At 59.1% G+C, this 11,098-nt stretch carries 11 protein-coding genes; 8 read left to right on the top strand and 3 right to left on the bottom strand.

Annotation, left to right across the window (positions count from 1 at the left end; genetic code table 11):
- Positions 1-91: 91 nt before the first annotated feature.
- Positions 92-640, bottom strand: coding sequence for a thioredoxin family protein (locus B4U49_RS03185; RefSeq protein ID WP_078083128.1), 549 nt, complete (start codon positions 638-640; stop codon positions 92-94).
- 241 nt (positions 641-881) lie between these two features.
- On the opposite strand from B4U49_RS03185, the gene B4U49_RS03180 reads away from it, so the two are divergent.
- The 8 genes from B4U49_RS03180 (at position 882) to B4U49_RS03145 (ending at position 6,371) form a co-directional block, all read left to right on the top strand.
- Positions 882-1,787, top strand: a complete 906-nt coding sequence (locus B4U49_RS03180) for an urease accessory protein UreD (protein WP_078083127.1) — start codon at positions 882-884, stop codon at positions 1,785-1,787.
- A 41-nt stretch (positions 1,788-1,828) separates the two neighbouring features.
- Positions 1,829-2,131, top strand: coding sequence for an urease subunit gamma (locus tag B4U49_RS03175; RefSeq protein ID WP_078083126.1), 303 nt, complete (start codon positions 1,829-1,831; stop codon positions 2,129-2,131).
- A gap of 26 nt (positions 2,132-2,157) precedes the next feature.
- Positions 2,158-2,493, top strand: coding sequence for an urease subunit beta (locus tag B4U49_RS03170; RefSeq protein ID WP_078083125.1), 336 nt, complete (start codon positions 2,158-2,160; stop codon positions 2,491-2,493).
- Complete coding sequence (gene ureC / locus B4U49_RS03165; protein WP_078083124.1) at positions 2,490-4,205, top strand: urease subunit alpha; 1,716 nt, start codon at positions 2,490-2,492, stop codon at positions 4,203-4,205. Before B4U49_RS03170 ends, ureC begins: the two co-directional genes overlap by 4 nt.
- Positions 4,206-4,225: 20 nt before the next feature.
- Complete coding sequence (gene ureE, locus B4U49_RS03160; protein WP_204902975.1) at positions 4,226-4,753, top strand: urease accessory protein UreE; 528 nt, start codon at positions 4,226-4,228, stop codon at positions 4,751-4,753.
- Entirely contained in the window at positions 4,677-5,408 is a 732-nt protein-coding gene (locus B4U49_RS03155) for an urease accessory protein UreF (protein ID WP_239692454.1), read from the top strand. The genes ureE and B4U49_RS03155 overlap by 77 nt, the downstream gene beginning before the upstream one ends.
- Before the next feature lie 73 nt (positions 5,409-5,481).
- Positions 5,482-6,123 (top strand): urease accessory protein UreG, encoded by a 642-nt coding sequence (gene ureG, locus B4U49_RS03150; RefSeq protein WP_078083122.1) that lies wholly within the window; start codon positions 5,482-5,484, stop codon positions 6,121-6,123.
- A 38-nt stretch (positions 6,124-6,161) separates the two neighbouring features.
- Positions 6,162-6,371, top strand: coding sequence for a hypothetical protein (locus B4U49_RS03145; RefSeq protein WP_078083121.1), 210 nt, complete (start codon positions 6,162-6,164; stop codon positions 6,369-6,371).
- A gap of 155 nt (positions 6,372-6,526) precedes the next feature.
- Here the strand turns inward: B4U49_RS03145 and B4U49_RS03140 are convergent, their stop codons facing one another.
- Together B4U49_RS03140 and B4U49_RS03135 are read right to left on the bottom strand one after the other, a co-directional pair.
- The gene (locus B4U49_RS03140; RefSeq protein WP_078083120.1) at positions 6,527-7,477 is read right to left on the bottom strand and encodes a response regulator transcription factor; all 951 of its coding nucleotides are present in this window, start codon (positions 7,475-7,477) and stop codon (positions 6,527-6,529) included.
- Positions 7,474-10,941 (bottom strand): hybrid sensor histidine kinase/response regulator, encoded by a 3,468-nt coding sequence (locus B4U49_RS03135; RefSeq protein ID WP_239692453.1) that lies wholly within the window; start codon positions 10,939-10,941, stop codon positions 7,474-7,476. Before B4U49_RS03135 ends, B4U49_RS03140 begins: the two co-directional genes overlap by 4 nt.
- Positions 10,942-11,098 lie beyond the last annotated feature (157 nt).

Here is an 11,098-nt window from a genome sequence, read left to right as displayed (position 1 = left end):
TGTACGCTGCGTCGGCGACGTCCATGTCGCCGACGCTTTTGAAGTGCGCTCCCTGCCGCTTCGCCTTCAATTTGCAGCTATAGCTTCGTAGCTATTTCCACTTGATATTGCAGCCGATAGACGGCACCTGATCGTCTGCCGGTTTTTCCCCTGCCAGAACCTGATCCACAGCAGCGCGCAAATCCTTACCGTTCACCGGCTCAGCATTGCCCGGCCGGCTGTCATCAAACTGGCCGCGATACGCCAGTTTCCCCTCGCCATCAAACAGAAAAAAGTCCGGTGTGCAGGCGGCATCAAATGCCTTGGCCACGGCCTGATCCTCGTCCACCAGGTAAGCAAAGCGGTATCCCCGCGCGGCGACTTCTTCCTGCATTTTTTCCGGGCTGTCTTCCGGGTAATTGACGAAGTCGTTGCTGTTGATGGCGACGATTCCGAGCCCTGCCGGCATGTACTCCTCTGCCAAATCAGCCAGCCCTGTGGCGATATGTTTCACGAACGGACAGTGGTTGCAGATAAACATAACCAGCAAGGGTTTGCCGGCGTAATCGCTGCTGCTGACCAGGGTGCCGGTGGGATCTGGCAGCTGGAATTCGGGCATGGCGGTGCCCAGGGGGATCATGGTGGAGGGGGTTAGGGCCATGGGGTGTTCCTTTCTTTGCTGTGAGCGTTCCTGTGAATCCTGGGGGTTAACCGCAGTGGCTGTATTGACGGGTGCCCTCGAGTGTACGGTTTTTTGCCGGGCTTTTCAGGGGCCGCGATTTGATACGGCACTACGTCAATTGACGCATACCGCTCCGATCTGAAACTTGTTTCCATTGGCTTTAAATCCAACCTGTCGCTGCGGCAAAGCCGCGCGGTGGGATTCAGCTGTCAGTGTTTGCATGAATCAACTTGCCATACCCGATCCATTTGTTGCCGAGGCGAGCGCGTCCGGTCGCTGGCGTGCGGGCCTGGCGTTGCAGTTTGAGCGGACTGAGCGAGGCTGCCGGCTGGCGCGCAATCACCATCACGGGCCCTTGTACGTACAGAAGCCTTTTTTTCCCGAGGGGCGCGACCTCGCTCATGTTTATTTGTTGCACCCGCCCGGTGGACTTGTATCCGGGGACCGACTGGAAGTACGGGTGGAGGTAAAAAAAGGCGCGCGCGCACTGGTGACAACCACCGGTGCCGGCCGGGTGTACCGGGCGCGCAGTGACGGCTTGCTGCAGAGCCAGAACACCTTCCTGCAGGTTGAGGAGGGGGCGAGTCTGGAGTGGCTGCCGCTGGAGAATATTGTCTACCCGGACGCCAATGGCGCCATGGTGACGCGGGTGGACCTGGCCCGTGACAGCCACTTCGCCGGTTGGGAGGTGACCTCGCTGGGACTGCCTGCCTGCGATGCAACCTTGGGCAATGGTCGCCTGTCACAGCGACTCGAGATTTTTCGCGAAGGTGTTCCGCTGCTGATCGAGTCCCTGCGTCTGTCCCGGCCATCAAATTGCAACAGCACTTTTGCCGGCGATGTGCTTTCTTCCCGCGCTGGACTGCAGGGTTACCCGGTAAATGGCCTGCTGGTGATGGGGCCGTTCGCTCCGGATGAAACGGTGCGGGAGGCCTGTCGGGAAATCATTAGCGCGCATGCCAAACGCTGTCTGGCCGGGATAACCCATGTGTCGGGAATGATCGTGGCACGCGCGTTGGGGCGTTGTGCCTTTGAGGTGCGCGCACTGTTAACGGAACTGTGGGAATTACTGCGGCCCGAATTACTCGGCCGCGCCGCTTGCGCGCCGCGGATCTGGCACACCTGATTTATCACTGAATATAAATACCGGGCACTGCAGGGTTTTGCATGGAATTACTGCCGAGAGAAAAAGACAAACTGCTGGTTTTTACCGCCGCGCTGCTGGCGGAGCGACGACTGGCGCGGGGACTGAAACTGAATTATCCCGAAGCCGTGGCGCTGATCACCATGGAGATCATGGAGGGCGCGCGGGATGGCAGGAGTGTGGCGGAACTGATGGGCTATGGCCGTGAGATCCTGCGCGCGGACCAGGTGATGGATGGTGTGCCGGAATTGATTCACGAGGTGCAGGTGGAAGCGACGTTTCCCGACGGCACCAAGCTGGTAACCGTGCACAATCCGATTAGCTGAGGCGCTGGAAAAATAAAAAGGTCATTATGATTCCCGGAAAAATTCAGGTCGCCAAAGACAAGGGCGATATCGAACTCAATCCCGGCCGCGAAACCCGCTCCCTGAGGGTGGAAAATACGGGCGACCGTCCGGTGCAGGTGGGCTCCCATTACCATTTTTACGAGGTCAATCCGGCGTTGCGCTTCGAACGCGAAATCGCGCGGGGTTTTCACCTGAATATTGCCTCCGGTACTGCGGTGCGTTTTGAGCCGGGCCAGGGGCGCGAGGTGGAGCTGGTCGCCTATGCCGGTACTCGCGAGGTTTACGGATTCCGCGGTGAAGTGATGGGGCCTCTGGATGAAACTTTCGGGGTGAAGTCATGAGCCGCATGGACCGGGAAAGTTATGCACAGATGTTCGGCCCCACCACCGGTGATCGCGTGCGCCTGGGTGACACGGAACTCTGGTTGCAGGTGGAGAAAGATTTCACCCGCTACGGCGATGAGGTGAAGTTTGGTGGCGGCAAGGTAATTCGCGATGGGATGGGCCAGAGCCAGAAGCCATCTAAAGACACGCCGGATCTGGTGATTACCAATGCGCTGATCCTCGATCACTGGGGCGTGGTGAAGGCGGACGTGGCAGTAAAAGACGGGCGCATTGCCGGTATCGGCAAGGCGGGCAATCCCGATGTACAGGACGGTGTGGATATCGTGATCGGCCCGGGCACGGAAATTATCGCCGGCGAGGGATCGATTCTCACCGCGGGTGCCATCGATGCACATATCCATTTTATCTGTCCACAGCAGGTGGAAGAGGCGTTGATGTCCGGGGTTACCACCATGATCGGTGGCGGCACCGGTCCGGCTACGGGAACCAACGCCACCACCTGTACACCGGGACCGTGGAATATCGGCAAGATGCTGCAGGCCACGGATAGCCTGCCAATGAATTTCGGTTTTCTCGGCAAGGGCAATGCCAGCCTGCCGGAAGCGCTGGAAGAACAGCTTGAGGCCGGTGCCTGCGGCCTGAAGTTACACGAAGACTGGGGCACCACTCCGGCGGCCATCGACTGCTGCCTGACAGTGGCCGACAAGTACGATGTGCAGGTGGCGATTCACACGGACACCCTGAATGAATCCGGTTTTGTCGACGACACCATCGGCGCGTTCAAGGGGCGTGCCATACACACCTATCACACTGAGGGTGCCGGTGGCGGACACGCGCCGGATATTATCAAGGCCTGTGCTTCTTCCAATGTTTTGCCTTCGTCCACCAATCCCACCCGCCCGTACACGGTGAACACCGTGGACGAGCACCTGGATATGCTGATGGTGTGTCACCACCTGGATACCAGTATTCCCGAGGACATCGCGTTTGCGGATTCGCGCATTCGCAAGGAAACCATTGCCGCGGAAGATATTTTCCACGATCTCGGCGCCTTCAGCATGATTGCCTCGGACTCCCAGGCAATGGGGCGCGTCGGCGAAGTGATTACCCGTACCTGGCAGACCGCGCACAAAATGAAAGTGCAGCGCGGTTGCCTGCCGGAGGACTGCCATGGCGAGGCCGAGGGTGCGGACAATTTCCGCGCGCGTCGCTATATCGCCAAGTACACCATCAATCCCGCGATCACCCACGGTGTAGGCCATGAGGTGGGCTCCATCGAAGTCGGCAAGCTCGCCGATCTGGTGCTGTGGAAACCGGCATTTTTCGGTATCAAACCGTCGATGATTATCAAGGGCGGCATGATTGCCGCCGCACCTATGGGGGATCCCAATGCCTCCATTCCCACACCGCAACCGGTGCACTATCGGCCCATGTTCGGTGCCCATGGACTTGCGGCTGCGAAAACCTCGGTGACCTTTGTCTCCCAGGCTGCGGCCATCAACGGCGTGGCAGAAAAGCACGGCCTTCAGCGCGCTCTGGTGCCGTGTAAAAACACCCGCAGCATTACCAAAAAAGACATGCTGCTGAACGACTGGCAACCGGATGTCACTGTGGACCCACAGACCTACGAAGTGCGCGCCGATGGCGATCTGCTTACTTGCGAGCCCGCAGAAGTTTTGCCGCTGGCACAGCGCTACTGCCTGTTCTGAAATTGCACAAGGAGTAATGTGTGACGCTGGATATTTATCAACGCCTCGGCCTGTGCGCCGACATTACCGCCGACGGCTGTGTGGTCCTGGACCATCTACAGCGGGATCGCGGGCGCCTGCGCACCCAAACCCCTGATGGCATCGAAGTTCGGGTTTTCCTCGAGCGCGGCAAGCCGCTGCTGGTGGGGGAAATTTTACAAAGCGAATGCGGCAAACATATCCAGGTCCAGGGCGCCGCAGAGCCGGTCACCACCGCCCGCTGCGACGACTGGCTCACCTTCAGTCGCGCCTGCTATCACCTGGGTAACAGGCATGTGAAATTGCAGGTTGGTAGCGATGCCGGTGCGCCCTGGTTGCGCATTGTGCCGGACCACGTTCTGGAAGAAATGCTCGAATTGCTCGGCCTGGCTTTGACAAAAGAGCAGGCGGTATTCGTGCCGGAATCCGGTGCCTACAGCGGCGGACATTTTCATGCCCACGAGCACGGCCATTCACACGGTCATACCGAAACCCATGCCCACAGCGATCATGAGCATCACCACCACTGACAGCGCGCTGCTGCGATTATTGCAGTTGTCCAGCGCCAGCCTGCCTGTCGGTGGCTACGCGTTTTCCCAGGGATTGGAATACGCCATTGATGCTGGCTGGGTGCGCAATGCGGATGACACCCGTCAGTGGCTTACCCTGCAGTTACAGGAATCCCTCACCCAGGTGGACTGCCCGTTGCTGCTGCGGTGTCACCGCGCGCTGGAAGAGAGGAGCAGTGAACGTCTGCACTACTGGAATCACTATGCGCTGGCCTGCCGTGAGACCAGTGAACTGCGCCTTACCGACACCGCCACCGGTAGCGCGTTGATCCGGCTGCTGAAGCAGCTGCAGGTCGACAGCAAACTGCACTGTGACGAAGTCAGTTTCACCGCAGCTTTTGCTGTCGCCGCCCATCACTGGGGGTTGAGTGCAGACGCCGCTCTGCTCGGCCTGGTCTGGTCCTGGCTGGAAAATCAGGTCGCCGCCGCCACCAAGCTGGTGCCCCTCGGCCAGACCCAGGCACAGCAGCTGATCGGCGAAATCCAGCAACGGGTGCCCTCTGCTATCGAGCGTGCGAAGCGGATCGAAGACTGTGAAATCGGCGCTGGCCTGCCTGCCCTGGCGATCGCCAGCGCGCGCCACGAACACCAGTACACGCGCCTGTTCCGGTCTTGAAGAAAACAAATACCGCGAACGTTAATTGAAAAATCTCATAACAGAGTTCAATGAATATCGGGAGTTATCGATCATGCAAACCGGTAAAAAACAGACACTTCGGGTAGGCGTCGGCGGCCCAGTGGGCTCCGGTAAAACCGCGCTGTTGCGCGAGCTGTGCAGCGCAATACGCGAGCACTACGACATCGCGGTTGTCACCAACGACATCTATACCCAGGAAGATGCCAAGTTCCTCACCAACCACGAAGCGCTGAGTGCAGATCGTATCATCGGCGTGGAAACCGGCGGCTGTCCCCACACCGCCATCCGCGAAGACGCCTCCATGAACCTCGCCGCCATCGACGAACTCGTGGCCCGTCACGGCGAGCTAGATGTCGTGTTTGTGGAAAGCGGTGGCGACAACCTGAGCGCCACCTTCAGCCCGGAACTCTCCGACCTCACCATCTATGTGATCGACGTTTCTGCCGGTGACAAGATTCCCAGAAAGGGCGGCCCGGGTATCACCCGCTCCGATCTACTGATCATCAACAAGATTGACCTGGCCCCACTGGTCGGCGCTTCCCTGGAAGTCATGGACCGCGACGCCAAAAAAATGCGCGGCGAGCGTCCGTTTGTTTTCTCCAACCTGAAAGCGCAGCAGGGTCTGAAAGACATAATTGAATTTATCGTGCGCGAAGGAATGCTGGAAGAAAAAGCCATTCCTGCAATTGCATAAATCAATTCAAGTATTGAGCACAAGAAGTAGAGGAAATCATGAAAATCAAATCACTGTATCCGACCCTGGTCACCTTAATCTCCATGACCGCAGGTGTATTCGCCTATGCCCACGAAGGCCATGCGCCCGCCGGTGTGGTGCACGAAATGCACCATATGCTGTGGATTGTTATGGCGTTATCGGTAAGCACAATCGCCGTATTCCTGTTGCACAAGCGAAGCAACGCGAAGAACAATCAGAAAGACTAAAACGCGGAGAAGCACAAACCCGACGCGAATGCAAAGTGCCGGGCAAGGGGTTTCAAAAGCGTCGGTGACAGGGAAGGGATGTCGCCGACGCAGCTTGCAGGGAAGTATTTACATCGGTTTTGAAGGCTTGCACACGACGCTTTGCCGACAAGCACTCAAGAGTCGGGATTCAACGCCCGAATCGCGATACCCGCCGCCGCAGTGCGGTTTTCTACCCCGAGCTTGGAGAAGATGCCCTCCAGATGTTTGTTCACCGTGCGCGGGCTCACATCAAGAATTTCCCCAATCTCTCGGTTGGTTTTTCCGTTGGCAATCCAGAACAGTACCTCGGATTCCCGCCTGGTCAGTGACAGTTTTTCCCGCAGAATTTCTTCGCCGGCAGGGCCGCCGTCATCTAGCAGCTTTAACAGATAGGTGCCGCCGTCGCGCTGCTCTATAAACACCACCGCCAGGGGTTTGAGCAACCCTTCCAGTTTCAGTTTGTGGCCGCTACCCGGACTGCGCGAGAGCCACAATTTCAGATCGGCAATCATTTTCTGCTGCAGGGCACCTTCCATGGCGCCGGCGCTGCTGAGCAGGGCGTAGGTCTGCGGTGTCGCCCAGTGCATCCGGCCCGCCGCATCCACGGTACACAGGAACTGGCCGGTGGAGTCGAGGGCCTGGTGCGCACTCGAGGTCAGGCGCGCGTTGTTCAGGTGCACCTTCATCCGCGCGAGCAGCTCGTTGGGCTGGATCGGCTTGGTCAGGTAGTCGACGCCACCACTTTCCAGGCCGCGCACGATATCTTCCGAGTCCGTCAGTCCGGTCATGAAGATGACCGGGATCGATACCAGTTCGGGATCTGCCTTGAGCAGGCGGCAGGTCTCAAACCCGTCGAGCCCCGGCATCACCGCATCCAGCAGAATCATGTCCGGTCGCAGTCGTCGCGCAATATTCAGTGCCTGGCTGCCATCCAGTGCTACCAGTACATCGATACCGGCTTGTTCCAGTGTGTCGTTGATCAGGCTCAGGGTATCCGGCGAATCGTCCACCACCAGTACGATATCGCCGGTCGGCGTATCCGCAGTGGCCCGCGCTGGGCCTGCGGTATCGTCGCAGGTATTCATTCACTCTCCTTGATTTCCAGGGCTTCGCTCAACTGCTCGAAGCGCATGGTGTCCGCCAGTTGGCGGAACTCTTCAATACGGTTACTGGGGACCACGGATTCCGAGGCAATCCGGTCCAGTGTCCGGTGTACACCGCTGCGGTAACCAATGCGCGCATAGGCCAGCAACTCCGCCAGCAGTGGATGATCTGGCAGCGCCTCGGGCGATGCGGGTTGCAGTGTCTGGGGTTTACTCGCGGCGGGATTGTCGCTCGCGTAAACCCAGTCCAGCTTGAGCATGCGCGCCATGGTGTCGAACAGTTTCTGGTTCACCAGGGGTTTCACCAGATAGGCATCGTGATGGGCCGGCTCGCTGTCGCCCGGCTTCAGGTGTCGCTCATGTGCGTCGGCGGAGAGCATCACGATTGGCGCCTTGATTCCTCGGGTGCGCAGTTTTTCCGCGAGATCCAGGCCGTTCATTCCGGGCATGGTCACGTCCAGTAAAAACAGGTCCGGAGTCTGCTGTTGTACCAGCGCGAGGCAGTCCTCTGCACTCTGGGCTTCCATCATGGAAAAGCCGAGAGGTGTCAGCAGGTCGCCGATCAGTCCGCGATGTATGGGCTCGTCGTCCACTACCATTACACTGCGCCGCGGTCCTCGGTATCCACTGATACGGCGCACCGGTACTTCGCGGCTATGATCCGACTCCACCCACGACAACAGCAGGGAAACGGTAAAGCGGCTGCCGTTGCCGGGCTCGCTCTCAAGACGCAACTCGCCGCCCATGATTTCTGTCAGCAGGTAGGCGATTGTCAGGCCGAGGCCGGTACCGGTGGCCACCGGGCTGGCCCCGTTGCGCACCCGTTCAAAGGGTTTGAGAATCCGCGCCTGATCCTCCGGGTCGATACCAATCCCGGTATCGACGATGGCAAATTCGGCCACCTGGTTGCGGTAGCGGATATGGAAATCCACCTGTCCCTCGCGGGTATATTTGATCGCGTTGGACAGCAGGTTGATCAGGATCTGACGCAGGCGTTTTTCATCGGCAATCACCGTAGACGGCAGCGGATTGTGGATATGGCAGTAAAAGCGCACGCCTTTGGCTTCCGCCTGTGGGCGGAACATTTCCACCATCTGTTCCAGTAACTCGGGCAGGCGCACCTGGTTGCGGTAGATATCCAGGCGGCCGGCCTCAATCTTGGAAATATCCAGCAGTCCCTCGATCAGGTCGGTCAGGTATTCCCCGCTGCGCTTGATGATGCGCAGGCCGTTGCGATGCTTTTCCGGAATATCCTGCTGCTGGTTGAGCAGTTGTGCGTAACCGAGAATGGATTGCAGTGGGGTGCGCAGCTCGTGACTGATTCCCGAGAGGTAGCGGCTCTTGGCACTGTTGGCACGGTCCGCCTGCTCCTTGGCTTCCTGCAGTGCGCGATCGGTTTCCTTGTGCGCCTCGATCTCATTCAACAGCAGGCGGGTCTGTCGGTTGGATTCCATCTGCGCCACGATACGGCTGTCGTGGGTCAGCAGGAACAGCCAAGCGAGTACCCCGGCGATCAGTAGTAGCAGTACAAACAGAGTCCAGAACGCCTGCTGGAGCAGCTCAGCCTCCGCGGTGGTGGTCGGGCGCAACTGGCCATAGATCAATGACAGCACACCGGCGATACACACACTGGCGCCCAGCAGCAGAATCGCGAAGCGCCCCAGTCGCGAGTCCACCCCGCTGACGATCCTGGCGGGCACCAGTACTTTGATCAATGCGCTGAGCTGCTGGGAGAAGCGTGCATCCGGTTTGCAGGCATCCAGGCAGCGGGAGTCCAGCGAGCAGCACAGCGAGCAGATGGGGCCCTGGTAGGCAGGGCAGTGGCTCATATCGGCGGGCTCGAAATCGTTCTCGCAGATACAGCAGGTCTGGGCGGACAGAATGGTGGTACTGACTGAGCGTTGCCCCGCATCAGCATTCTCCCCCTCGAGAAAATCCCGGTGGCGGGCGAGATAAAAGCGTCCGCGGGTGGCGATCCCCAGGAGCGGCACCATCACAAAACAGATACCGAGACTGATAAAACTGGCAAAGTTTTTCGCCCCGTCGCCGAAATGGCCGAGGTAACACACGATGCCAATCAGCGAGGCGAGCAGCATCGAGCCCACGCCCACCGGGTTGAAGTCGTAGAGGTGCGATCGTTTGAACTCCACATACGACGGACTGATTCCCAGGGGCTTGTTGATCATCAGGTCCGCCGCCAGGCAGCCCAGCCAGCTGATCGCCACCAGCGAGAAAATACCCAGCACCCCTTCGAGTGCGCGATAGATGCCCAGCTCCATCAGGATCAGTGCAATGCTCACATTGAACACCAGCCACACCACGCGGCCCGGGTGACTGCGGGTGAGCCGCGAAAAGAAGTTCGACCAGGCAATGGAGCCTGCGTAGGCGTTGGTGACGTTGATCTTCATCTGCGAGATCACCACCATCACCCCGGCAAGAATCAGCGCCATGGTGGGAGACTGGGTCAGGTAGTTGAACACCATCTGATACATGCGCACCGGGTCTGCAGCCTGTTCTGCGGAAGCGCCGCCGGTAATTGCCAGATAGGCGAGAAACGAGCCGAACAGCATCTTGATGACCCCGATCAGAATCCAGCCCGGTCCGGCAAGGGTGAGCCAGAACCACCAGCGCGCGCGGTTCTCCCGGGTTTTCTCCGGCATAAAGCGCAGGTAGTCCACCTGCTCACCGATCTGCGCCACCATGGCAAAAAACACCGCGCTGGCCGCACCGAACAGCATCCAGTTGAACTGGCCGCTGTCGGGGTTGTGCTGGGGTGCGTAGCGGGTCCAGTCATCCACCCGCGCCAGTTCGAACCAGGCGGCGATGCCGAGGGCGAGGCACTGCAACAGCAGCCACATGGGCTGGGTGCCTATCTGGAATTTGCTTACCGCGCGGATGCCGTGGGTCACGATCGGGATCACGGCGACGGCACACAGGATGTAGCCGATGGCGGGGGGGATTCCGAGCAGGGCGTGCAGGGCGGAGGTGAGGATCGCGGCTTCGATGGCGAAGAAGATGAAGGTGAAGGAGGCGTAGATCAGCGAGGTGATGGTGGAGCCGAGATAGCCAAAACCGGCACCGCGGGTGAGCAGGTCGATATCGAGTCCGTGCTTGGCGGCGTAGTAGGTGATGGGGAAGCCGGTGATGAAGATCACTGCGGCGACGGCGAGCATGGCGGCGACGGTGTTGATAAAGCCGTAGTTGAGGGTGACGGCGGCGGCGATGGCTTCGAGGGCGAGGAAGGCGGTGGCGCCGAGGGCAGTCTTGGCCACCTGTTCGATGGTAAAGCGGCGCCCGCGCACGGCGGTGAATCGCAGTGCGAAGTCTTCGAGGGTCTCGTCTCCTACCCACTTATTGTAGGTCCGTCGTACACGGAATACCTGTTGCGCGGGTCGCATGGCCTGTTGTTCGCTGTTGTTATTGTCGCCCGTAAATATATCTACCACCGGGAACTGCCTTACTGCTGTTGTCTGTTTCTTATTTTCCTGCAACAAGAATACCGGATTCGAAGTGCCACCTCGTTGTTTGATTACTACGCAGGAACTTGATGCGAAGGTGTCAGTGCCGGGAGCTCCCTTGTGGGACCGTCTGCGGCCAGGACGG

This window comes from Microbulbifer mangrovi (assembly GCF_002009015.1).
GTDB lineage: Bacteria > Pseudomonadota > Gammaproteobacteria > Pseudomonadales > Cellvibrionaceae > Microbulbifer > Microbulbifer mangrovi.
Note: the sequence above shows the minus strand (reverse complement) of the source record. Positions and strands in the feature narration are given on the sequence as shown.

Bases quoted from the DNA above. Each gene is read 5' to 3' on its own strand.
- B4U49_RS03185 (WP_078083128.1), bottom strand. From the start codon at position 640: ATGGCCCTAACCCCCTCCACCATGATCCCCCTGGGCACCGCCATGCCC.
- B4U49_RS03180 (WP_078083127.1), top strand. From the start codon at position 882: ATGAATCAACTTGCCATACCCGATCCATTTGTTGCCGAGGCGAGCGCG.
- B4U49_RS03175 (WP_078083126.1), top strand. From the start codon at position 1,829: ATGGAATTACTGCCGAGAGAAAAAGACAAACTGCTGGTTTTTACCGCC.
- B4U49_RS03170 (WP_078083125.1), top strand. From the start codon at position 2,158: ATGATTCCCGGAAAAATTCAGGTCGCCAAAGACAAGGGCGATATCGAA.
- ureC (WP_078083124.1), top strand. From the start codon at position 2,490: ATGAGCCGCATGGACCGGGAAAGTTATGCACAGATGTTCGGCCCCACC.
- B4U49_RS03155 (WP_239692454.1), top strand. From the start codon at position 4,677: ATGCCCACGAGCACGGCCATTCACACGGTCATACCGAAACCCATGCCC.
- ureG (WP_078083122.1), top strand. From the start codon at position 5,482: ATGCAAACCGGTAAAAAACAGACACTTCGGGTAGGCGTCGGCGGCCCA.
- B4U49_RS03145 (WP_078083121.1), top strand. From the start codon at position 6,162: ATGAAAATCAAATCACTGTATCCGACCCTGGTCACCTTAATCTCCATG.
- B4U49_RS03140 (WP_078083120.1), bottom strand. From the start codon at position 7,477: ATGAATACCTGCGACGATACCGCAGGCCCAGCGCGGGCCACTGCGGAT.